Annotated in this window: 20 protein-coding genes; 7 read left to right on the top strand and 13 right to left on the bottom strand. The window is 74.2% G+C overall.

Annotated elements, in window-relative coordinates; genetic code table 11:
• Positions 1-96: 96 nt before the first annotated feature.
• A complete protein-coding gene (locus tag ACIP93_RS15750) occupies positions 97-1,968 on the bottom strand; it encodes a transketolase (RefSeq protein ID WP_401759087.1) in 1,872 nt (623 codons plus the stop codon).
• A gap of 280 nt (positions 1,969-2,248) precedes the next feature.
• Here ACIP93_RS15750 and ACIP93_RS15745 point away from each other — a divergent pair, with 280 nt between their 5' ends.
• From ACIP93_RS15745 to ACIP93_RS15730, 4 genes are all read left to right on the top strand, one after another.
• Complete coding sequence (locus tag ACIP93_RS15745) at positions 2,249-3,208, top strand: TIGR03557 family F420-dependent LLM class oxidoreductase (protein WP_401759084.1); 960 nt, start codon at positions 2,249-2,251, stop codon at positions 3,206-3,208.
• A 137-nt stretch (positions 3,209-3,345) separates the two neighbouring features.
• Entirely contained in the window at positions 3,346-4,449 is a 1,104-nt protein-coding gene (locus ACIP93_RS15740) for an enolase C-terminal domain-like protein (protein WP_401759082.1), read from the top strand.
• Between the two features lie 245 nt (positions 4,450-4,694).
• A complete protein-coding gene (locus ACIP93_RS15735; protein WP_401759079.1) occupies positions 4,695-5,507 on the top strand; it encodes a methyltransferase domain-containing protein in 813 nt (270 codons plus the stop codon).
• A gap of 46 nt (positions 5,508-5,553) precedes the next feature.
• Positions 5,554-5,916 (top strand): VOC family protein, encoded by a 363-nt coding sequence (locus ACIP93_RS15730; RefSeq protein ID WP_401759076.1) that lies wholly within the window; start codon positions 5,554-5,556, stop codon positions 5,914-5,916.
• Between the two features lie 25 nt (positions 5,917-5,941).
• Here the strand turns inward: ACIP93_RS15730 and ACIP93_RS15725 are convergent, their stop codons facing one another.
• Positions 5,942-7,903: a DUF5107 domain-containing protein gene (locus ACIP93_RS15725; RefSeq protein ID WP_401759073.1), complete on the bottom strand. Its 1,962-nt coding sequence runs from the start codon at positions 7,901-7,903 to the stop codon at positions 5,942-5,944.
• A gap of 205 nt (positions 7,904-8,108) precedes the next feature.
• Between ACIP93_RS15725 and ACIP93_RS15720 the strand changes: the two genes are divergently transcribed.
• A complete protein-coding gene (locus ACIP93_RS15720) occupies positions 8,109-8,447 on the top strand; it encodes a DUF6204 family protein (protein WP_401759070.1) in 339 nt (112 codons plus the stop codon).
• On the opposite strand, the gene ACIP93_RS15715 is transcribed toward ACIP93_RS15720, so the two are convergent.
• Genes ACIP93_RS15715 through ACIP93_RS15705 form a run of 3 tightly spaced genes read right to left on the bottom strand, consistent with a single transcriptional unit; the run spans position 8,425 to position 9,814 of the window.
• Positions 8,425-8,835 carry a Rid family hydrolase gene (locus ACIP93_RS15715; protein WP_345218392.1) on the bottom strand — a complete coding sequence of 137 codons (411 nt, stop codon included), beginning with the start codon at positions 8,833-8,835 and terminating at the stop codon, positions 8,425-8,427. The genes ACIP93_RS15720 and ACIP93_RS15715 overlap by 23 nt on opposite strands.
• Positions 8,828-9,436 carry a GNAT family N-acetyltransferase gene (locus ACIP93_RS15710; protein ID WP_401759066.1) on the bottom strand — a complete coding sequence of 203 codons (609 nt, stop codon included), beginning with the start codon at positions 9,434-9,436 and terminating at the stop codon, positions 8,828-8,830. The genes ACIP93_RS15715 and ACIP93_RS15710 overlap by 8 nt, the downstream gene beginning before the upstream one ends.
• A gap of 9 nt (positions 9,437-9,445) precedes the next feature.
• Positions 9,446-9,814, bottom strand: coding sequence for a hypothetical protein (locus tag ACIP93_RS15705; protein WP_401759064.1), 369 nt, complete (start codon positions 9,812-9,814; stop codon positions 9,446-9,448).
• A gap of 128 nt (positions 9,815-9,942) precedes the next feature.
• On the opposite strand from ACIP93_RS15705, the gene ACIP93_RS15700 reads away from it, so the two are divergent.
• Complete coding sequence (locus ACIP93_RS15700) at positions 9,943-10,473, top strand: DinB family protein (protein WP_345218386.1); 531 nt, start codon at positions 9,943-9,945, stop codon at positions 10,471-10,473.
• Between the two features lie 7 nt (positions 10,474-10,480).
• On the opposite strand, the gene ACIP93_RS15695 is transcribed toward ACIP93_RS15700, so the two are convergent.
• The 7 genes from ACIP93_RS15695 to ACIP93_RS15665 all read right to left on the bottom strand — a co-directional run bounded on the left by ACIP93_RS15695 (position 10,481) and on the right by ACIP93_RS15665 (position 19,976).
• Positions 10,481-11,446 carry an LD-carboxypeptidase gene (locus tag ACIP93_RS15695; protein ID WP_401759060.1) on the bottom strand — a complete coding sequence of 322 codons (966 nt, stop codon included), beginning with the start codon at positions 11,444-11,446 and terminating at the stop codon, positions 10,481-10,483.
• On the bottom strand, positions 11,443-13,422 hold the full coding sequence (locus ACIP93_RS15690) for a prolyl oligopeptidase family serine peptidase (protein WP_345218383.1): 1,980 nt from the start codon (positions 13,420-13,422) through the stop codon (positions 11,443-11,445). Before ACIP93_RS15690 ends, ACIP93_RS15695 begins: the two co-directional genes overlap by 4 nt.
• A gap of 68 nt (positions 13,423-13,490) precedes the next feature.
• Positions 13,491-14,825: a M20/M25/M40 family metallo-hydrolase gene (locus ACIP93_RS15685; RefSeq protein ID WP_401759057.1), complete on the bottom strand. Its 1,335-nt coding sequence runs from the start codon at positions 14,823-14,825 to the stop codon at positions 13,491-13,493.
• Entirely contained in the window at positions 14,818-15,651 is an 834-nt protein-coding gene (locus tag ACIP93_RS15680) for a M55 family metallopeptidase (protein WP_401759054.1), read from the bottom strand. The genes ACIP93_RS15685 and ACIP93_RS15680 overlap by 8 nt, the downstream gene beginning before the upstream one ends.
• A 160-nt stretch (positions 15,652-15,811) precedes the next feature.
• Complete coding sequence (locus ACIP93_RS15675; protein WP_345218377.1) at positions 15,812-16,540, bottom strand: methyltransferase domain-containing protein; 729 nt, start codon at positions 16,538-16,540, stop codon at positions 15,812-15,814.
• Between the two features lie 281 nt (positions 16,541-16,821).
• A complete protein-coding gene (locus ACIP93_RS15670) occupies positions 16,822-19,311 on the bottom strand; it encodes an MFS transporter (protein ID WP_401759051.1) in 2,490 nt (829 codons plus the stop codon).
• Positions 19,312-19,529: 218 nt separating this feature from the next.
• The gene (locus ACIP93_RS15665) at positions 19,530-19,976 is read right to left on the bottom strand and encodes an SRPBCC family protein (protein ID WP_345218373.1); all 447 of its coding nucleotides are present in this window, start codon (positions 19,974-19,976) and stop codon (positions 19,530-19,532) included.
• A gap of 145 nt (positions 19,977-20,121) precedes the next feature.
• Between ACIP93_RS15665 and ACIP93_RS15660 the strand changes: the two genes are divergently transcribed.
• Positions 20,122-20,724, top strand: a complete 603-nt coding sequence (locus tag ACIP93_RS15660) for a GNAT family N-acetyltransferase (RefSeq protein WP_401759047.1) — start codon at positions 20,122-20,124, stop codon at positions 20,722-20,724.
• On the opposite strand, the gene ACIP93_RS15655 is transcribed toward ACIP93_RS15660, so the two are convergent.
• Positions 20,673-21,239, bottom strand: a complete 567-nt coding sequence (locus tag ACIP93_RS15655) for an adenylosuccinate lyase (RefSeq protein WP_345218369.1) — start codon at positions 21,237-21,239, stop codon at positions 20,673-20,675. The genes ACIP93_RS15660 and ACIP93_RS15655 overlap by 52 nt on opposite strands.
• Positions 21,240-21,555 lie beyond the last annotated feature (316 nt).

Below are 21,555 nucleotides of genomic sequence, written 5' to 3'. Positions count from 1 at the left end.
TTCCGCGCGGGCGCGTCGTGGTCGCCCGCGCGGTTCCCCGCGCCCCTGGCGGCATGCCCTTCGGGCCGCCGTCCCCCGGCTCCGTCCCGCCTTCCGCTAGCGCACCACGGTCTTCTCCACCATCAGCCGGACCGCCGCCGCGATCGACTCGGCGTCGATCCCGGCCCCGTACAACTGCTCGTCCGGCGTCGCCGAGCCGGGCATGCTCGACACCGCGAGCCGCACCAGGCGCGGCACCGGGCGGCCGTCCGCGTACGCCTCCGCGACCGCGTCGCCGAGGCCGCCCTCGGGGCGGTGGTCCTCGACGGTGACCAGACAGCCGGTCTCCTCGCCGGCCGTCCACAGCGTGGGCGCGTCCACCGGCTTGACGGAGTACAGGTCGATGACGCGGACCGCGATGCCCTCGGCGGCGAGCAGGTCGGCGGCGGCCAGCGACTCGTGCAGCGTGGTGCCCGCCGCGACCAGGGTCAGCCGGTCGTCGTCCGTGCGGCGCAGCACCTTGCTGCCGCCGACCGGGAACTCCTCGTCGGGCCCGTAGAGGACGGCGTCCTCGCCGCGCCCGGTGCGCAGGTAGCTGATGCCGTCGAGGTCGGCCATCGCGGCGACGAGCTTGGCGGTCTGGTTGGCGTCACTGGGGTACAGGACGGTGCTGCCGTGGATGGCGCGCATCATCGCCAGGTCTTCCAGGCCCATCTGGGAGGGGCCGTCCTCGCCGATGGCGACGCCCGCGTGGGAGCCGACGACGTTCAGGTTGGCGCGGCTGACCGCGGCCATGCGCAGGAAGTCATGGGCGCGGGTGAGGAAGGCCGCGAAGGTCGAGACGTACGGGACGTGCCCGCGTGCCTGCATGCCGACGCCCGTCGCGACGAGGAGCTGTTCGGCGATGTAGCACTCGAAGTAGCGGTCGGCGTGGTCCTTCGCGAAGTACTCGGTGCGGGTCGAGTCGCCGACCTCGCCGTCCAGGGCGACGACGTCGCCGCGCGCCGCGCCGAGCGCGGCGAGCGCCCGGCCGTAGGCGTCCCGGGTGGCGACCTTCTCGCCGCCCTTCTCGAAGGCCGGCAGGTCGAGTTCGCCGCCCGCCGCGGCGTGCGGGGCGCGGTCCTCGGCCGGCCGGTGCATGTCCACGTGCCGGGCGCGTACGCCGCCGAGTTCGGCGATCGCCGCGGTCGCGTCCGGGAGCGGCTTGCCGTGCTTGCCCTCCTGGTCGGCGACGGCCTCGACGCCCTTGCCCTTGACGGTGCTCGCCAGGATCGCCGTCGGCCGGCCGGTGGTCGAGCGGGCCTCGGCGTAGGCGCGGTCGACGGCCGCCGGGTCGTGTCCGTCGACCTCGACGGTGTGCCAGCCGAAGGCCTTCAGCCGTCGGGCGTACGCGTCCAGGTCGCGGCCGTGGCGGGTGGGGCCGCGCTGGCCGAGCCGGTTGACGTCGACGATCAGGGTGAGGTTGTCGAGCCCCTCCGCCCCGGCGTGCTCCACGGCCTCCCACACGGAGCCCTCGGCCATCTCGCTGTCGCCGCTGATCACCCACACCCGGTAGGGAATCCGGTCCAGCCGCCGGCCGGCGAGCGCCATGCCGACGCCGACCGGCAGCCCCTGCCCGAGCGAGCCGGTCGCCACGTCCACCCAGGGCAGCCGGGGCGTGGGGTGGCCTTCGAGCCGGCTGCCCCGGCTGCGGAAGGTGAGGAGTTCCTCGTCGGTGATGGCGCCGGCCGCCCGGTAGAGGGCGTAGAGGAGGGGCGAGGCGTGGCCCTTGGAGAGGATCAGGTGGTCGTTGCCGGGGTGGTCGGGGCGGTCGAAGTCGTAGCGCAGGTGGTGCGCGAGGAGTACGGCGGCCAGGTCCGCGGCGGACATCGACGAGGTCGCGTGCCCCGATCCGGCGGCGTCCGTGGCGCGCACGGAGTCGACCCGCAACTGCTGTCCGAGCTCGGTGAGTTCGGCGACGGAGAGACCTGAGGTTCCTTCGGTGGGCATGTTTCTCCTCGTACGGGTCTGGCCCGCCGCTCCGCCTGAGGTGCGGGGCGCGCGGGTGCGGAGGGGCCGTGGTCCCGGGACCCGTCCCGCGTGCCCGCGGGCGACGTACCCAAACTCCGTGATCGGTGTGTTTCCGGGCGTCCTGCCGGGATACTCGGCAGACTGACGCCGCCGGCGGGCGCACGGACCGTACAGACCGCACGCGCGTACGGCATCCATGGATCACGTTCGGACGGTCCGCGTCCGGGCAGCTCGCCCCACCGTCGGGAGGCACATCCCCATGACCGCATTCGGCTACTTCCTCAGCTGCGAGGAGTTCGGCCCGGCCGAGCTGGTGGAACAGGCCCGGATGGCCGAGCAGGCCGGCTTCGAGGCCCTCTGGATCTCCGACCACTTCCACCCGTGGAACAGCGAGCAGGGCCAGAGCCCGTTCGTCTGGTCGGTGATCGGCGCGCTGTCGCAGGCGGTGTCGCTGCCGGTGGAGACGGCCGTGACCTGTCCGACGGTACGGATGCACCCGGCGGTGGTGGCCCACGCGGCGGCGACGGCGTCGGTGCAGTTGGGCGGCCGCTTCCGGCTCGGGGTGGGGTCGGGCGAGGCGCTCAACGAGCACATCCTGGGCGGCCCGTGGCCGAGCGCCCGCGTCCGCCTGGAGATGCTCGAAGAGGCGATCCTGCTGATGCGCAACCTCTTCGACGGCAACGAGGTCAGCCACGAGGGCAAGCACTACCGCCTGGAGAACGCCCGCCTCTACACGGTCCCCGACGAGCCCGTGCCGATCGACGTCTCCGCCTTCGGCCCGAAGGCGATGTCGCTCGCCTCCCGCGTCGGCGACGGCCTGATCACCATGAAGCCCGACGAAGGCGCGGTGACGCGTTTCCGCAAGGGCGGCGGCGGCGCGAAGCCGGTGAGCGGGGGCTTCAAGGTCTGTTACGGACAGGACCGCGAGGCGGCCGTCCGCACCGCCCACCGGCTCTGGGCCCCGGAGCAGCTCCCGGGCGAAATGGGCCAGATCCTGCCCACGCCCCGGCACTTCGAGCAGATCTCCACGCTCGTCACCCCGGACATGGTCGCCGCGAACGTCGTCTGCGGCGACGACGTGGACGCCCACGTCGGCCGGCTGCGCGCCTACACCGGGGCCGGCTTCGACCGGGTCTACGTCAACCAGATCGGCCCCGACCAGCGGGGCTTCTTCGACTTCTACCGCACGAAGGTCCTCCCCCAGGTCCAGGAGCCCTGAGATGAGACTGACCCAGGCCGCCCACCAGCCGTCCCCCGCCTGGCGCGCGGCACTGCGCGCCCGGCTCGCCCACCTCCCGGCCCGGATCAAATCACTCGCCCTGCGCCGCCGCGACGCCTGACGGGCGGTGCGACCCGATGAGCCCCCTGCTCCCCCTGGAACGTCTCGACGTGGCCTGCTACCTCGTCCCCACCGACGCCCCGGAGGCGGACGGCACGCTGAGCTGGGACCGTACGCCGGTGGTGGTGGTCGAGGCGCGGGCCGACGGGACGGCGTACGGCACGGGCTGGACGTACGCGCCCCGGGCGGTGGGCGCGTACATCGCCCAGGAGCTCTCCCCGCTCCTGCTGGGCCTGGACGTGCTGGACATCCCGGCGGCGCACGCGGCGATGTGCGCCGCGGCCCGCGACCACGGCCGCCCCGGTCTGGTGGCGGCCGCGGTCTCCGCCGTCGACATCGCCCTCTGGGACCTCAAGTCCCGTCTGCTGGACCTCCCGCTGGCCCGTCTGCTGGGCGCGGCCCGGCGCACCGTCCCCGTCTACGGCAGCGGCGGCTTCACCACGTACCACGACACGCACCTGGCGTCGCAGCTCGGCGGCTGGGTGCACGGCCAGGGCATCGACCGGGTCAAGATCCGGATCGGCGAGGCGTGGGGCCGGGCGGCGGTCCGCGACCTGGACCGGGTCCGGCTGGCCCGTGAGGTGATCGGCTCCCGGGCGGAGCTGTACGTGGACGCCGGCGGGGCCTACACCCGCAAGCAGGCGGTACGGATCGGGGGCCCGCTCGCCGAGCACGGCGTGGGCTGGTTCGAGGAGCCGGTCCCGGCGGACGACCTGGCCGGGCTGCGCCTGGTCCGCGACGCGGTCGTCTGCGACGTGACGGCGGGCGCGGCGGGCGACCTCGCGTACTTCGCCCGCGCGGCGGCGGACCAGGCGGTGGACTGCCTGGTCCTGGACGCGACGCGCTGCGGCGGCCTGACGGTGTTCCTGCGCGCGGCCGCGCTCGCCCAGGCCCACGGCCTGGAGGTCTCGACCCGGGGCGCGCCGCACGCCCACGCGCACGCGGCGGCGTCCGTCCCGAACCTGCGCCACGTGGAGTGGTTCCACGACCACGTGCGGGTGGAGTCCCTCCTCTTCTCCGGCGCCCTGGACCCGACGGGCGGCTCACTCCGGCCGCACGCCTCCCCGGGTCACGGCGTGTCCCTCCGCCACGAGGACGCGGAGGCCTACCGGGCCGCCTGACCGGACGGGGCAGCGGCCGAAGGACACGCCCGCGCGGGGCGACCGGCCACGACGCACCCGCGCGGCGACCGTGCGGAGCCCGCGAGCGGCGGCGAAGGGGCGGGACCGGCCGCCCGGACCGCCCACGACGTCACGCCGCCCACGCCGTTCACGCCGTCCACATGACAAGACTCCCGTCTCACATGCCAACACCCCGGCATACGGTGTCCCCACCACACCCGGACCCCCGGACGAAGGGCCCCGCCATGCCGGAAGAGACCGCCACCTACACCCACGGCCACCACGAGTCCGTGCTGCGCTCCCACACGTGGCGCACGGCCGCCAACTCCGCCGCCTACCTCCTCCCCCACCTGCGCCCCGGCCTGCGCGTCCTGGACGTGGGCTGCGGCCCCGGCACGATCACCGCCGACCTGGCCGCCCTGGTCGGGCCCGCAGGACACGTCACCGGCGTCGACTCCGCCCCCGCGATCCTCTACCGGGCCCGCGCCACCGCCGCCGAACGCGGCCTGACGAACGCCGACTTCGCCGCCGCCGACGTGCACGCCCTCGACTTCCCGGACGGCGCCTTCGACGTGGTCCACACCCACCAGGTGCTCCAGCACGTCGGCGATCCGGTCACCGCCCTGCGCGAGATGCGCCGCGTCTGCCGGCCCGGCGGCATCGTCGCGGCCCGCGACAGCGACTACCGGGCGATGACCTGGTATCCCGAACACCCCGTCCTGGACGCCTGGTCGGCCCTCTACCGCCGCGTGGCGCGCGCCAACGGCGGCGAGCCCGACGCCGGCCGCCGCCTGCGCTCCTGGGCCCTGCGCGCGGGCTTCACCGACGTGACGTCCTCCGCCGCCACCTGGTGCTACGCGACCCCCGAGGAGCTGAGCTGGTGGACCGGTCTGTGGGCCGACCGCACCGTCGCCTCCTCCTACGCGGCCCGCGCGACCGGGGACGGCCACGCCACCGAGGCGCAGCTCCAGGAGATCGCGCGGGCCTGGCGCGCCTGGGGCGCCCAGGAGGACGCCTGGTTCATGGTCCCGCACGGCGAGATCCTCTGCCGCGCCTGACCGGAACGGATCACGTGCGCCGGCCGCCCCAACTACCCTCTCCGGCATGGAGATCCGGGGAACCACACTGCGCATCTACGTGGACGGCGCCGACGCCCTGGCCACCACGGCCGCCTTCTACGAGCGCATCACCGGCGTCACGGCGCAGCGCTTCAACCGCGGCGGGGTGTCCGTCGCCGCGGTGGGCTGCTTCCTCGTGATGAGCGGCCCGCCCGAGGAGATCGACCTGCTCCGCAAACTGACGGCGACGGTCGCGGTGGACGACGTCACCCGGGCCCATGTCACGCTGACCGCCGCCGGCGCGCAGATCATCGCGGGCCCGGTGCCGACCCCGGCGGGCCGCAGCCTGATCGCCCTGCACCCGGACGGCTCGGTCTTCGAGTACGTGGACCGCAACCCGGCCCGCTGACCTGCGGAAAAGGCCGGACGGCCGCTCAGGACGGCTGCCGGGCGCCGGACGCCCCGGGCAGCGGCCCGTCGGTGACCGTCGCCCACACCTCCCTCACCTCGGCCGACCCCTCCCGCAGGTCGGCGACCTCGAAGCCCGCCTCGAACACCGCCCGGGCCGCCTGCCGGTCGCCCTCCGCGACCAGCAGCCGGGCCTCGATCAGGCGGAAGCGTCCGGTCGCCCGGGTCCCGGCGTCCAGGCCCTCCCACACCGTCCGTGCCTCGGCGGTGCGTCCCACCGCGAGCAGGGCGTCGATCGCCTCCCGGCCCAGGGCGGCGGTGGCCGCCGTCCACTGCTCGCCGTCGCGGCGCTCCCCGCGGAGGTCGGCGAAGGCCTCGGCGTACAGGTCGGCGGCCCGCTCGCAGTGCTCCGCCTCGCAGTCGGCGAGGGCGAGGTTGCGCAGCAGGGGCCAGCGGGAGGCGGCCCGTCGCAGGCCGCGCTCCCAGCTCCGTACCGCCTGCGCGAGGTCCCCGGCGTGCCACTGGGCGACCCCGAGGTGGTACTCGGTGAGGGGTTCGGCGGGGGCGGTCTCCAGCATGTCGCGCCAGTGCGGGGCGACCAGCGACGGGCCGGGCGGGGCCGCCTCGCGCGGGGCCGGGAAGACCCCGGAGCGCAGCAGCTCCAGCCAGGGCCGCTGCTGTTCGCCGACGGTCGACTCGGGGAAGGGCGTGCCGGGCAGCTCGTGTCCGCCGCGCAGCACCTCCAGGGCGCCCCAGCCGGAACCGGTGTGCAGGATCTCCCCGGGTTCCTGGTCGGCGTGGGCGAGCCAGGCGGTGTACGCGGCCTCCACGGCGGCGCGGGGCAGGGCTTCGCCGAGGGCGCGCTCGGCCTCGGCGCGGGCGGCGGCCCAGTCGTCGCCGTGCACCGGGGCCGGGTCGGCGGACAGGGGCCCGTACGCCTCCAGCCAGCTGACGTCGGCGCCGGGCTCCAGGGGCACGTGCTCCAGTTGGGTACGGGCAAGGCCGGCCTGGATCTCGGCGTAGCCGCCGGTGCCGGGCTCGGTGAGCCACTCCTGCCACCGGCGGCCGTCCGCGCCCGTGCCCCAGACGAACAGCTTGCGGCCGCGCAGCCGGTCGGTGGAGGTCTGGACGAGCCCGGTGCCGGAGGCGTCGAGGGAGACGATCCACTTCCGGGCCTCCCCGGGGATCTCGTAGAAGTAGTCGGCGGGGTCGGCGCTGCGGGTGGGATAGGTGCGGTCCGCGCCGTCGGAGCGCGGGACCGGGACGCGGGCGAGGGTGTGCTCGTACCCGAAGCGCCAGGCCTCGTCGGCGGGGGCCAGGACGCGGGTGTGCTCGTCCTCGGGGACGGCGGTGTTGGACCACCAGTAGACGGGCGCGGGGCGCTCGTGCGGATTGCGGACGCGCACGCCCGCGTACAGGAAGTCGGAGTCGGCCGGCAGCCACAGGTCGATCTGGAAGGGCAGGTCGCGCAGCCGCTCCCACTCCCAGAGGCGGACCATCTCGCCGCCGTCGGGGGCGGGCACGACTGCCGCGTGCAGCGGGGCGCAGGTGAGGGCGGTGTGGCCGGTGGCGCCGATGTTCCACTCGATGCCGCCGGAGAACCAGGCGCCGTTGAGGGCGAAGCCGGCCGGTTGCAGGACGGGGTTGCGGTACACCAGCTCGCGGCCGGTGGACTTGTGGTGCAGGGAGTGGATCCGGCCGCCGAGGCCGGGGAGGACGGTCGCCCGCAGACGGTCGTTCTCGATGACTATCGCGTCGAACCCGGTGTCGGCGCGCTCGCGCCCGTATCCGTCGCGGGTGCGCACGGGAAGCGTGGTGCGCAGCGGCGCGTTGCCGATCTGCCGCTTCATGTCGCGCGGCAGCCCCTCCTTGGTCCGCTCGTCCAGCTCGTGCACCCCGCCGGGGGCGCACAGTCCCGGCAGCGGGTTCTCCGGGCCCAACGGGGCCGCGGGCAGGGTCAGTCGGTCGCGTCGCACGCTCGTGGCCACAGGAACCTCACTCGATCACCGGCACGCTCGGGCGCACGGGTCCGCGCACCCCTCTTCCGCGACCATCCGAACACGCTGGGTACCGGCCTGACCAGGGGTTCCGGCGAGCCGGATTAAGCGAAGGCGGAAAGTGGGCGCTCCCCGTAGCCTGCTTGCCGGGGTCCGCCACCGGGGCGGACGGACACAGCGGAGGGGCTGACGCCGCATGGGCACGCAGCACACGTACCGGGTCATCGTGCGGGGCGCCTGGGACGGGCTGACCGAGGAGAGCCGGACCCGGCTGCTCGCCGGGAAGGACGCGCACGGACTGGCCTCGATGCAGTTCTCGGCCGAGGGTTCGCTCACCTACGACGTGCCGCTGAAGCACTTCTCGATGCGGTACGTCGTGGAGTCGGACGCGGCGGACGGCCCGGAGATGGCGGGCGCGATCGCCGAGGACCGCGCCGAGACGCACCTGAGGTCCCTGGGCCACGCGCACACCGAACTGCGCTCCACCGTGACCGACATGGACACCATGAAGATCAACCGGAAAGCGCGGCGGTGAGGTCGACCTCGACGAGCTGGCCGGCGAATCCGAGCTGTGCCACGCCCAGCAGGGTGCTGGCGCCGGTGAGGGCGGGGGCGAGCGGGGAGGCGAGCAGCCGTGCCCACACCGCCCCGAGTGCCGCCCGGTCGTCCGTGACGACGTAGACGACGCTGCGGACGACCTGTTCGGGCCCGGCGTCCACGGCGGCGAGCGCGGCCAGCGCGTTGGCCACCACCTGGTCGGTCTGGGCGAGCACGTCGCCGGGGCCGACCAGGTCGCCCGCCGTGTCGAGCGGGCACTGCCCGGCGAGGTGCGCGGTGCGGCCCGCCTCGACCACGGTGACGTGGTGGTAGCCGGGGGTGCGGTGCAGGGTGCCGGGGTTGAGCCGGGTGATGTGATCACTCATGGGGGTCATGCTGCGGGGCCGACTCCCCTGTCCGCAAAGGGTTTCGGGGCCGGTACTCGGGGGCGGTGACCGCCCAGCGTTCGTGGTCGCGCCAGGCGCCGGCGAGGAAGAGGAAGTCCGGCGAGTAGCCCTCGTAACGGAATCCGGCCCGGCGCACCAGCGCCAGCGACGCCTCGTTGCCGGGCTGGATGTTGGCCTCCAGCCGGTGCAGTCCGAGGCGGCCGAAGGCGTGCCGGATCACCAGGTCCAGGCCCTCGGACAGCAGGCCGCGCCCGGCGGCGTGGGCGAACGCGCCGTAGCCGAGGGCGCCGCTCTGGAAGGCGCCCTCGACGATGTTGTTGATGTTGACGAATCCGGCGATCCCGCCGTCGTCCCGGGTGCAGACGAGGAAGCCGACCCGGGAGGGGCTTCCGACAAGGGCGCCCGCGTACCCGTGGAACGCCTCGACGGTCTCCGGTGCGGTCAGCCACCGCCCGTGCAGTGCGCGGCTCTCGCGGGCCCGTGCGGTGAACTCCGCGGCGTCCTCGCGGCGGAACGGCCGGATGCCCACCCGGGGGCCTTCGGCGAGGTAGGGGGCGGGGCTGGTGCGTGGTTCGGACATCCGGCCAGGCTACGACTGCCGGGCGGGGCACTTCTCGTTGGTCTTGACCACACCCAGCTCCAGCGTGCCGCCGCGCAGCTTGGTGCCGGCCTTGGGCGACTGGGTGCACACCTTCCAGTTCGGCGGCCACAGCACCTTGCGGTGCTCGCCGCTGAGGTCGTGGATCTTCAGGGCGGTCTCCGCGCTGACCGTGCTGTAGACGCGGAACAGGTTCCGGCCGACGAAGTTCGGCAGCGGCTGCGGCTCCTCGGCCGCGACCGCCGCGACCGGCGCGGGGGCCGCCGGGACCGCCGGGGCGGCCGTCGCCGCTCCCGTCGTGACCGCCGTCAGGGTCAGTACCGCACCGGCCGCCGCCATCGCCGCACGCTTGCGTACCACTTGTGCCTCCTGCGTCACTGGGGGAAGGCAGACGTCCTCCCCTCTCGCCCCCCAGCATGGGCAGACACGGCGTGCTGACGGGCAGTCGAGGCAGCCGTACGGGTGATGCGCGCTGTTACGGTCCCGGCATGACCGACACCCCGAAGCGCATCGAACGCGTCCCGTTCGCCGGCGACGAGAAGGCGACCCTGCTCGCCTCGCTGGACCAGCACCGCGACATCGCCCTGTGGAAGCTGGAGGGCCTGGACGACGAGCGGTTGCGCCGCCCGATGACTCCGACCGGCACGAGTCTGCTGGGGCTGGTGAAGCACCTGGCGGCGATCGAGTACGGCTGGTTCTGCGAGACGTTCGGCTACCCGGCCGAGGAGCTGTGGTTCGCTCCCGAGGACGACCTGACCGTCGGCCCCGACGAGACGGCGGCGCGGATCGTCGCACTGTACGGCCGGGCCAGGGCGGCCGCCGACCGGGTGATCCACGACCTGGACCTGGACCACCTGGGCACGTCCTGGGACGGCACGAGGGTGTCGCTGCGCTGGGTGCTGGTGCACATGCTGGAGGACACCGTCCGGCACACCGGCCACCTGGACATCCTCCGCGAACTCGTCGACGGCGCGACCGGCGACTACCGCGACACCTGGGAGACCGGCGCCGCCTCGTGACGGCGGGTCACACCAGCGCGGGGGCGTCCAGCGTGAGCGTCCCCGCGTCGGCGTCCAGCACCGCGGGCACGCCCAGCGGCACGGTGAGCGCCGTCGCCGCGTGGCCGAAGCCCAGCTCCTCGACGACCGGCACCCCGAGCGCGCCGAGCCGGTCGAGGAGCACCGGGCGGATCTCGCTCTCGTACGGCCCGCAGCCGGCCCACGACCCGAGGGCGATCCCGGCGATCCCGTCCAGCCAGCCGGAGCGCAGGAGTTGGGTGAGGAGGCGGTCCAGCCGGTAGGCCTCCTCACCGGTGTCCTCGACGGCCAGCAGGCCGCCGCGCGCCGAGGGCCTGGCGTGCGGGGTGCCGAGCTCGGCGGCGAGCAGCGAGACGCAGCCGCCGAGGGTGACACCCGCCGCCCGGCCCGGCACCAGGGTGCGGGCGGTGGGCAGGCCGAGGACGCGCACGGACTCGGGCTCGAAGAGGGTGGCGCGCAGGCTGTCCTGGGTGGGCCCGTCCTTGACGAAGGCGACGGTGGCGGTCATCGGCCCGTGCAGGGTGGCGACGCCCATGCGGGTGGCGAACGCCTCGTGCAGCGCGGTGATGTCGCTGTACCCGATGAACGGTTTGGGCCGCCCGTACGCGGCGGTGGCCTCCCGCATCGCCGCCCAGTCGACCAGGTCGACCATGCGCTGGGCCCCGTATCCGCCGCGGGCGCACATCACGGCGGCGACGGCGGGGTCGCACCAGGCCTCGGTGAGGTCGCGGGCCCGGTCGGCGTCGTCGCCCGCGAGGTGGCCGAACTCCGGGTGCCGGTCGAGGACGTGCGGCAGCACCACCGGGTCCAGGCCCCAGCCGCGCAGGACGTCGAGCCCCGCGTCCAGCCGTTCGGCGGGCACCGGGCCGCTCGGGGAGACGATCGCGACGCGCGCGCCCGGGCGCAGCCGGGCGGGGCGGGACAGTTCGCCGAGGCCGGGAAGCCCGCGGGTCACTTCCGGAACTCCAGGGGCGGCACATCGTCCCGCTCGACGCCGAACACCTGGACGTACAGGCCGAGTTCCGCCTCAAGCGCCCGCCGCAGGGTCTCCGCCCTGCGGAAGCCGTGCCCCTCCCCCGCGAAGGCGAGGTAGGCGTGCGGGATGCCGCGGCCCGCCATCCGCCCGACGAAGCGCTCCGCCTGCACGGGCGGGCAGACCGGGTCGTCCAGGCCCTGGAGCAGCAGGAAGGGGGCGGTGATCCGCTCGGGGCTCGGGGAGCGTTCCGCGTAGACCTCGGGGCAGGTGGCGAGCGGCCCGACCAGGGACTCCAGGTACTGGGACTCCAGGTCGTGGGTCTCGTCGTCGGCCCAGGAGACCAGGTCCAGGACGGGGTAGATGATGGTGCCGCAGGCGTAGACGTCGGTGTCGGCGAGCGAGACGGCGGTGGTGAAGCCGCCCGCGCTGCCGCCCCTGATGGCGAGCCGGTCCCGGTCGGCGGTGCCCTCCTCGGCGAGCGCCAGGGCGACGGCCGCGCAGTCCTCGACGTCGACGACGCCCCACTGGCCGCGCAGCCGCTCCCGGTACTCGCGTCCGTAGCCGGTGGAGCCGCCGTAGTTGACCTGGGCGACGCCGATGCCGCGCGAAGTGAAGTAGGCGATCTCCAGGTCGAGCACGAGCGGCGCGTGTCCGGTGGGCCCGCCGTGCGCCCACACCACGTACGGCGGCAGCTCGTCGGCGGGGGCGATGCGGCCGGGGTGGTGCGGCGGGTAGAGGTGCGCGTGGATGTCGCGGCCCTCGGGGCCGGTGAAGGTGCGGATCAGGGGTTCGGGGTAGTAGGCGGGGTCGACCGGGTCGTCGTGCGGGGAGCCGATGACGCGGGCCCGGCCGGTGGCGGTGCACAGTTCCACGACCTCGTGACCGGTGCGCGGGCTGGCGGCGACGCCGACGATCCGGTCGCCCTGCACGGCGAGGGTCGCGGCCCACGCGGTCCAGGGCCCGGCCGCGTCCACGAGTTCGCCGGTCTCGGGATCGAGTATGCCCAGCGCGGTGGCGCCCCGGCCGTGCACGACGGCGATCAGCCCGGTGTCCAGGGGGTGGAACCAGCGCTGCCCGATCTGCCAGAGCGGCCCGCCGAACTCCTCCTCGCGGCCCATGCACAGCGCCCCGCTGACGCGCCCGCCGTCCCTGCGCAGCCGGTACAGCTCCCACCAGCCGCCCCGGTCGGAGGAGAACAGCAGCGTCCCGTCCCGGTCCCACTCCACCTGGCAGACGGACTCCTCGGGGCCGCCCGCCAGACATCGGGTCCCGACGAACCCCCCGTCGGAGACTTCCGCGACCAGCGCTTCGGTGCCGTCCCACGACATCCGGGGGTGGTCCCAGCCGATGTAGGCGACCTGGGCGCCGTCGGGCGAGATCCGGGGGCCGGTGACGAAGCGGTGCCGTCCGTCGCTCAGCTCCCGTACCGCGCCGCGGTCCGCGGCGGCGGTTCCGTCCAGCGGCACGGCGGCGATCACCCGGCGCACGTCGGTGGGGGCCTCGCCGGTGAACTCCTCCAGGACGCACCACACCTCGTCGCCGCGCAGCACCGGGTCCGCCCAGCGCAGTCCGCCGCCGACGGCGGAGACGGGGGTCAGCGGGCGCGGCCCGGGGGCGCCGGGGGCGTCCGGTTCGTAGGCGTAGAGGCGCTGGTCGGAGAAGTTCACGAAGACGACGAGCGGCCCGCCGGCCGGGCGGACGGCGCCGGTCCAGGGCAGGCCGCCGTACTCGACGACCCGGCTGCGCACGTCCCACGGCGCGGGCAGCACGACGTCCTCGGCGCCGCCCGCGCGCAGCCGCACCAGGGCCTGCCTGCCGTTCTCCTCGGGGCGGGGCGCGGTCCACCACACCTCGTCGCCGACGAAGCCGGCGAACTGCGGGGCCCCGCCGTGCGACGCCGCGAGCGCGGCGTCGATCGGCGACGGCCAGCTTCCGTAAGCCCCGGTGGGCACCATGCTGCCAACTCCCCCTGCTGCGGTCTGTGCTTCGGTACGGATCCGTACGGATCCACGGCACGAGCGGTTCACGCGTGCCGTAGGTAATGGTCCAGGACGCGCACCCCGAAGTGCAGTGCTTCGACCGGGACGCGTTCGTCGACCCCGTGGAAGAGTGCACCGTAGTCGAAGCCCTCGGGAAGCCGCAGCGGCGAGAAGCCGTAGCCGGTGATGCCGAGCCGGGAGAACTGCTTGGCGTCCGTGCCCCCCGACATGCAGAACGGCACCACATGCCCTTCGGGTGCGAACTTCCGCACGGCAGCCGCCAGTTGGCGGTACGTCGCGGAGTCGGCCGGCGCTTCGACGGCGGGCGAGCGGTGGTGGAACTCCCAGTCGACGTGCTCCCCGGTGAGGGCGTCCAGGGTGGCCCGGAACTCGTCCTCGCCGCCGGGCAGAAACCTTCCGTCGATGTACGCGGTCGCGCTGCCGGGAATGACGTTGACCTTGTACCCGGCGTCCAGCATGGTCGGATTCGTACTGTTGCGCACGGTTGCTTCCACGAGGGCCGCGGCCGGGCCCAGCTTGTTCAGGACGGCGTCGACGTCGTAGCCGGGGTCGCCCGGGTCGGGCACGTCCAGGTCGTGCAGGACGGCCAGTTCGCGCAGACAGGCCCGTACGGTCGGGGTGAGGCGGACCGGCCAGTCGTGCTCGCCGATCCGGGCGACGGCGGCGGCGACGCGGCTGACCGCGTTCTGCCCGTTGACCTTGGAGCCGTGGCCCGCCGTGCCGTACCCCGTCAGCTTGAGCCAGGCCGTGCCCCGCTCCCCCGCGGCGATGGGGTAGATCCGGCGGCCGGGGCCGGCGTGGAAGGTGTACGCGCCGGACTCGCCGATGCCCTCGGTGCAGCCGTCGAAGAGGTCCGCGTGCTCCTCCACCAGGAAGTCCGCGCCGTCGACCGCGCTGGCCTCCTCGTCGGCGGTGTACGCGAGGACGATGTCCCGGCGCGGGCGCACCCCGGCGCGCGCCCAGGCCCGTACGACGGACAGCACCATCGCGTCCATGTTCTTCATGTCGACCGCGCCGCGCCCCCACACCACCCCGTCCCGCACCTCGCCGGAGAACGGGTGCACCGACCAGTCGGCGGGCTCGGCGGGCACGACGTCCAGGTGGCCGTGGACCAGCAGGGCGTCGGCGGACGGGTCGGTGCCGGGGATGCGGGCGACGACGTTGGTACGGCCCTCGGTGCGTTCCAGGAGCCGCACGTCCAGGCCGGCGGCGGCGAGGCGCTCGGCCGCGTACTCGGCGGCGGGGCGCTCGCGGCAGTCGCCGCCGCCGCGGTTGCTGGTGTCGATGCGGATGAGGTCGGAGGTGAAGGACACCACCTCGTCCAGTGCCGTCTGATCCACCACGACGTGATCATCCATACTGCTCCTCCACGGCGGCCGAGACGATCGTCGTGACCGCCTTGAAGGTACGAATGCCCTCATACATCGTGGGGCTGGTGTAGGCGACACGCCGTTCACCGGATCGGGCCACTCCGGGGACGACGGTCGCGGCGTCCGACAGGTGGGCGGCGTCGAACTCCAGCTCCACGGTGAACGGGCCGCCGCGGACGGGCTCGTGGCGTACGGCCAGCGCGGCCGCCTCCTTGGCCGCGGCCCGGATGTCGGCGGCCGTGCGGGCGGGCGGGCGGCAGACCGCCGCGTACCGCGAGACGTGCTCCTTGACGGCGACCTTGCGCGCGCCCGGCGCGTACCCGTCGGCGTCCCGGCAGGTCAGGTCGTCGCCGGTGACCAGGACGACCGGGACTCCGTACTCCGCGACGACGTGCGCGTTCAGCAGGCCCTCGCTGGCGCGCCTGCCGTTGAGCCAGACGCCCGTGATGGAGTTGGCGAGGTAGGTGTGGGCGAGGACGCCGTCGTCGCCCGCGCCCGTGTGGTAGCCGACGAAGGCGATGCCGTCGACGTCGTCGTGCTGGACGCCCTCGACCATGCTGAGCGACTTGTGGCGGCCGGTGAGCATCCGGGCGCGTTCGTCGAGCCGTTCGAGCAGCAGGTTGCGCATGGTCCAGTGGGCCTCGTTGACGAGGACCTCGTCCGCGCCGCCGTCGTGGAAGCCGAGCACGGCCGCGTTCACGTCGGAGGTGAACATCGCCCGGCAGCGCTCCCACTGCGGGGTGCCCGGCAGCACGTCGGCGGGCCAGGTGACGCCGGTGGCGCCCTCCATGTCGGCGCTGATGAGGATCTTCACTTCCGGTCCCGCCCTTCGTCGCGCGGCGCGGGCCGGTCCTCCCGCCGCCGAGGTCACTTCGGCACAGCGGATTCACCGTACTCAACGGGGCGGCCCGGCGGCCGCCGCGGGCCCGCCGGGCCGCTTGCGCCGCGCCCGCGGCAACGATGTCACGGGCGGTTCACCCGTCCGGCCGCCCGACCACGAGCCACTGCGAGGGCAGTTCGATGCGGGTGCCGTCGGGGCGGTATTCGGTGGTCGTCAGCGGCAGTTCCCCGCCGGCCAGTACGTCGAGTCCGGCCGCCCGGAAGAGGTCCGGCACCTGGCCGTCCGGCATCACGCCGGGGGCGATGCCGTGCGCGAGGACGGGCCGGAGCTTGGGCGGCGGGCCGTCGGGGCCGAGGGCCAGCTCGCGCAGGATGCGCCCGGCGCTCTCGTCGGGCTCGACCACGAAGGCCCGGCCGCGCTCGCCGAGCAGGACGGCCACCGCCGCGGCGAGCGGCGCCCGGTCCAGGGGTTCGCACTGGTGCAGGACGCAGCGCAGGTACACCTGGGCGTCGCCGAGTTCGCCGTGCAGCCGCTGGACGGCGGCGGGCTCGGTGGCGTCGGCGACGCTGAACGCCACCTGGCCGTCGGGGTCGCCGCGGCGGGCACGGGCGACGGCGGCCGGGGCGAGGTCCACTCCCGCGACGTGCTCGAAGCGGTCGGCGAGATAGAGGGTCTGGGTCCCGTTGCCGCAGCCGAGGTCGACGACGGGCAGGGCCGGGTCGGTCATGTGCGGCTCGAACAGGGCGAGGTGGATGCCGGCGGTGAGGGCGGGCTCGGCGTCCCACAGGACGGCCCCGGCCCGGTCCGGAACGTCCTGCCAGAAGCCTTCCCAGGCGTCCTTGTAGCGGCTCGTCACGCTCATGCTCAGCTCCCGGGGGTGCGATGGGCCAGGTGTGAAGATCGCTTCCACCGTCCCCCGCACTGAGGCGCACGACAAGGTGTCGACATACACCTTTGTCGGCCGTTCGAGCTGCGCCGACGGCCGTGCACGCCGCGCACGCGCCGTGCGCGCTGGGGTTGACAGAACGGAAGCGGACGGTCCCCGGAGGGTGTCCGTCCACTTCCGTCCGCCCGGTGCGGGACGCGGCGCCACGGGGGTGGCGCGGGGTGGCCCCGGGGTGGCGCGGAGGTGCGTCGCCGACGTCAGTCCTCGTGGCCGAGCTGCAGGTCGCGCTCGGTGCGCCCGCCGCCCGCGACCTGCAGGACGGTGGCCACCGGCGGATAGCCCGCCGCGATCACCGTGTACTCGCCGGACGACAGGTCCACGAAGCGGAAGGTGCCGTCGGAGCCGGTGGTGAGCGTGTCCACCACGTTGCCCGCCGCGTCCAGCAGGGTGACCCGGGCGTCCTCGACCGCCCGCCCGCCGCCCGCCCGCACGGTGCCGCGCAGCACCGCGCCGCCGGCCAGCTCGACGTCCTGCCGGGTCTCGCGGGAGGCCTGCACGCTCACCGGCAGCGCGGCGGGCCGGTAGGCGGGGGCACTGGCCGCCAGGGTGTACTCCCCCGCCACCAGCTCCGAGATGACGTAGGCCCCGTCACGGCCGCTGCGGGTGGAGGCGACCACCTCGCCCCGTACGTCCGTGAGCGTCACGGCGGCGTCCCGCACCGGGTTCCCGTCGGCGGTGAGCACCGATCCGGCGAGGCGGCCGGCGCCGCCGAGGACGACGTCCAGTTCCACCGGCCGCTCCCCCACGGTGACCGTGACGGCCTGCGGCTGGTGGCCCTGGGCCGCGGCGATCAGGACGTACGAACCGGGTCCGCGCACGCTCAGCGCGTACCGCCCGTCACCGCCGCTGGCGCCGCGCCCGACCTGCCGTCCGCCGACGTCGATGAGGGTGAGCGCGGCGCTCGGCACGACGGAGCCGTCGTGGTGCTGGACGGTGCCGCAGACCGGCACCCCTCCCGACTGCTGCACCGGAAGCGGGAGTTGGGGCGTGGGAAGCGGCGGCGCCACCAGGGTCTCGGGGGCCTCGGGTGCTTCGGCGGGGGCGTTGTGCGCGGACACCAGTGGTTTCTCCTTGAGGAAGCAGGCGATGAGCAGGCCGAGCACGAGCACCGGCACGAGGTAGAGGAAGATGCGCGGCATCGCCACGGCGTACGCCTCGATGTAGGCGTCGCGCAGCGGCGGCGGCATGGCGTGCACCAGTTGCGGGGTGATGGACGCCGGGTCCGGCAGGACGACGCCCGACGGCAGCGAGCCGGCGAGCGCGTCCACGAGCCGTCCGGCGAAGAGGGTGCCGAAGACGGCGGCGCCGATGCTGCCGCCCATCTGCCGGAAGTAGTTGTTGGCGCTGGTGGCGGTGCCGAGGTCGCCGGGTCCGACGGAGTTCTGCACGGCCAGGACGAGCACCGGCATGATCAGCCCGATGCCGACGCCGAGCACGGCCATCCACAGGCTGTACTCCAGTTGCGAGGTGCCGATCTCCAGGCGGGACAGCAGCCACATGCCGAGGGCGGCCAGCGCGCTGCCGGCGATCGGGTAGACCCGGTAGTGCCCGGTCTTGCTGATCAACTGTCCCGAGACGATGGAGGCGATGACGACGCCGCCCATCATCGGCAGCATCAGCAGCCCGGACTCGGTGGCACTGGCCCCGTCGACCATCTGGAGGAAGGTCGGCAGGTAGCTGGCCGCGCCGAAGAGGGCGATGCCGACGACGGCGCCGACGAGCCCGGTGATGTTGAAGACGGAGTCGCGGAACAGCCGCAGCGGAATGATCGGTTCGGGTGCGTAGTGCTCGACGACGAGGAACAGCAGGGACGTTCCGGCGGCTCCGGCGGCGAGCCCGAGGATGACGCGCGAGTCCCAGTCGTACTCCGTGCCGCCCCAGCTCGTGATGAGGACCAGGCAGGTGGACGCGGCGGCGAGCAGGACCGCGCCCATGATGTCGAGCCGGGGCCGGATGGTCGGCTTGGGCAACTTCAGCACCACGGCGACGACGGCCAGGGTGACGAGGCCGAACGGCACGTTGATGTAGAAGCACCAGCGCCAGGAGGCGTGGTCGGTGAAGAACCCGCCGAGCAGCGGTCCCGCGACGGAGGCGAGCCCGAAGGCCGCGCCGATCAGGCCCATGAACCGGCCGCGCCTGCGCGGCGGCACGATGTCCGCGATGATCGCCTGCACGCCGATCATGAGCCCGCCCGCGCCCGCGCCCTGGAGCGCGCGGAAGGCGATCAGCTCGTCCATGGTCCGCGACCAGCCGGCCAGCCCCGAGCCGACGACGAAGACGACGATCGCGAAGAGGAAGACGCCCTTGCGGCCGAAGAGGTCGCCGAGCTTTCCGTAGATCGGCAGGCCGATGGTCGAGGTCAGGAGGTAGGCGGTGATCGCCCAGGACATCCGGTCCAGGCCCTGGAGATCGCCGACGATCTTCGGCAGGGCGGTGGCGACGATCATCTGCTCCAGGGCCGCGAGGAGCAGCGCGAGCATCAGCCCGAAGAAGACGAGCCGGATCCGGCGGGGGCTGAACTCACCGGCGGGGGCGCCCTGTCCGGGGCCGGGCGGACTTCCGTCGGAGGCCGTGCCCGACCGGTCCGGCCGTACCGCCTGCTCGATGTCGAACACGTCCTGCCCGGCGGGGACATGACCGGACGCCCGTGCGTCCCGGTCGTCCTCCACCAGAGTGCTGCCGCCCACGTCACTGCTCCCCTCGTCGCGCCTCTCGTCACGCCTGCGCCGCCCATTTGTCGCATCGGGCGACAAGGCGGAGCAAGCGCGACGATTGACGCGCAGGGGGTACGCGGGGTGAATTCGGGCCGGTGGGAGCCCCTACGGCGTACAACGGACCGGCACGGAAGACCACTCGAACCGGTGAGTCGGCCTGCTGCCCGTAACGGCCTTGGCGGTGCGGGGAGTTACTTCTTCTCGACCTCGGCGGCGAGGTTGGCGAGCACCGCGTCGTGGATGCGGGCGAGGCCCTTGGGCGCGAAGGTGCGCTCGAAGAAGCCGCCGATGCCGGTCGCGCCGTTCCACACGGACGTGACGACGGCCTTGGCGGAACCCTCGCCGGCGGGGGTGACGGTCCAGGTGGTCACCATGGAGGAGTTGCGGTCCTTCTCCACGAGTTGGCCGTCGGTCGGCTCGGTGACCTCCAGCAGGCAGTCGCGGACCCGCTTGCTGGTGGCCTGGAGCTTCCAGTGCACGAGGGTGCCCTCGCCGTCGCCGCCCTCGCGCACCTCGTACTCGCTGAAGTGCTCGGGGAGGATCTTGCCGCGCGTGCCGCTGTAGTCGGCCAGCGTGTCGAACACCGTCTCCGCATCCGCCGCGATGATGCGCTCCGTCGTGGCCTCTACCTGCGCCATGCCTCTTCCTCCAGCACTTGAAATCCTCGCGGGGGCGCCCGCCGGGGCGGCGGGCCCCTCTCAGTGGGTGCGCTCACCCAACCACCTCGGGGGCGGGGGCCAAAATCGGGGCGACGCCCCGTCGGTAGGGGGCTAGCGTTCCGCCATGGACACCGCAGCGCCGCCCGCCCCGCCGAACACCCCCGTCCGCGTACGCCCCATGACTCTCGACGACGTTCCCGCCGTGGCCGCCTGCCGGGTGCGCGGATGGCGGCACGCCTACGCGGGGATCGTGCCGCGGTCCTCCCTCGACCGCCTGGACCTCGCCGAAGAGGCCGCCTTGCGCCGCACCCACTTCACGCAGGCGGGCCCCCGGGTGGTGAACCTCGTCGCGGAGCGCGGCGGGCAGGTCGTCGCCTGGGCCTGCTTCGGGCCGTACCGGGAAACGGACGGCACGCCCCCGCACAGCACCGCCGAGCGGCCGGCCGCCGAGCTGTACACCCTCTACGCGCTCCCCGAGCACCACGCGACGGGCGCGGGCCGGGCGCTGATGGCCGCGTGCCGGGAGCGGGCGCGCGCCGCCGGATTCGCCGCGCTGAGCCTGTGGGTGCTCAAGGAGAACGCGGTGGCCCGCCGCTTCTACGAGAAGGCCGGATGCGTCCGGGACGGCGCCGAGGAGTCCCACGAGCTCGACGGCGTCGCCCTCCGGGAGGTGCGTTACGTCAGCCTGCTGAGCGCCGCCGCTGCCGCCGCCCCCAGCCGGGGGTGATCGAGCGCCGCGTCCAGCACCTGCGTCGCCCGTACGTCGCGGAGCCGCCCGAGGCCCTCCACGCAGGCCAGCGCCACCCGCCAGTGCGGGTCGTTCGGGGCGAGCAGACCGCGCAGGGTGGTGATCAGCGCGGGCACGGACTCGGGGGCGCGGAGCTCGGTCAGCAGGCGCACGGGCTGCATCGCGTAGGCGGTGCGCAGGGGGTTGGTGGCGAGCGCGGCCGCGGCCTTCGCCGTCCGCGGGTCGCCGAGCCTGGCCAGCGCGTACGCGGCGGAGACACAGCGTTCGGGGTCGCGGTGGTTGAGCAGGAGGACGAGGGACTCGAAGGCGCGCCGGTCGCCCGCGCAGCCGAGCCGGAAGGCGGCCAGCTCCCGTGCCCAGAGCGGCTGCTCCGGTGCGGTCAGGACGCGGGCGAGTATCGCGTGGTCGTCGGTGCCGATGAGTGTCTCGTAGGCGGCGGACTCCCCGGCCTCTTCGCCCAGCCGGTCGATCAGGGACCGCAGTTCCTCGTCCATGCGGCCAGCGTAGCCAGCGCGGGGGGACGGCGGGCGGCGCAGATCACATCCGGCCACCCCCGCCGGGGGCTGGCGCGCTCGTTACTCGGCGGTTAGCCTCAAGTGAGCGGGCCGCCCCCACCACGGGGCCCAACACCCGCTGACAGATCGACTCTTGGCGGCCTGGTGACGCAGCCGCTCGGAGAGCCAGTCGGTTCGGCGTTCTCGCTCCACGCGTACGGCACCGGCCCCGGGACAGGGCCCCGCCGCTTGCAGCACCCCCTCTCACGACGCCTGCCGTCCGCCCGCGCCCTCCTGTCGCGCGCGCCGACGGTCC

Origin of the sequence: Streptomyces sp. NPDC088745 (genome assembly GCF_044751045.1) — a bacterium.
Lineage (GTDB): Bacteria > Actinomycetota > Actinomycetes > Streptomycetales > Streptomycetaceae > Streptomyces > Streptomyces cremeus.
This window is presented reverse-complemented; position numbering and strand designations above follow the sequence as displayed.

Bases quoted from the DNA above. Each gene is read 5' to 3' on its own strand.
- ACIP93_RS15740 (WP_401759082.1), top strand. From the start codon at position 3,346: ATGAGCCCCCTGCTCCCCCTGGAACGTCTCGACGTGGCCTGCTACCTC.
- ACIP93_RS15710 (WP_401759066.1), bottom strand. From the start codon at position 9,436: ATGTCCGAACCACGCACCAGCCCCGCCCCCTACCTCGCCGAAGGCCCC.
- ACIP93_RS15685 (WP_401759057.1), bottom strand. From the start codon at position 14,825: ATGGATGATCACGTCGTGGTGGATCAGACGGCACTGGACGAGGTGGTG.
- ACIP93_RS15750 (WP_401759087.1), bottom strand. From the start codon at position 1,968: ATGCCCACCGAAGGAACCTCAGGTCTCTCCGTCGCCGAACTCACCGAG.
- ACIP93_RS15700 (WP_345218386.1), top strand. From the start codon at position 9,943: ATGACCGACACCCCGAAGCGCATCGAACGCGTCCCGTTCGCCGGCGAC.
- ACIP93_RS15655 (WP_345218369.1), bottom strand. From the start codon at position 21,239: ATGGACGAGGAACTGCGGTCCCTGATCGACCGGCTGGGCGAAGAGGCC.
- ACIP93_RS15735 (WP_401759079.1), top strand. From the start codon at position 4,695: ATGCCGGAAGAGACCGCCACCTACACCCACGGCCACCACGAGTCCGTG.
- ACIP93_RS15675 (WP_345218377.1), bottom strand. From the start codon at position 16,540: ATGAGCGTGACGAGCCGCTACAAGGACGCCTGGGAAGGCTTCTGGCAG.
- ACIP93_RS15690 (WP_345218383.1), bottom strand. From the start codon at position 13,422: ATGGTGCCCACCGGGGCTTACGGAAGCTGGCCGTCGCCGATCGACGCC.
- ACIP93_RS15715 (WP_345218392.1), bottom strand. From the start codon at position 8,835: ATGAGTGATCACATCACCCGGCTCAACCCCGGCACCCTGCACCGCACC.
- ACIP93_RS15720 (WP_401759070.1), top strand. From the start codon at position 8,109: ATGGGCACGCAGCACACGTACCGGGTCATCGTGCGGGGCGCCTGGGAC.
- ACIP93_RS15730 (WP_401759076.1), top strand. From the start codon at position 5,554: ATGGAGATCCGGGGAACCACACTGCGCATCTACGTGGACGGCGCCGAC.
- ACIP93_RS15665 (WP_345218373.1), bottom strand. From the start codon at position 19,976: ATGGCGCAGGTAGAGGCCACGACGGAGCGCATCATCGCGGCGGATGCG.
- ACIP93_RS15660 (WP_401759047.1), top strand. From the start codon at position 20,122: ATGGACACCGCAGCGCCGCCCGCCCCGCCGAACACCCCCGTCCGCGTA.
- ACIP93_RS15745 (WP_401759084.1), top strand. From the start codon at position 2,249: ATGACCGCATTCGGCTACTTCCTCAGCTGCGAGGAGTTCGGCCCGGCC.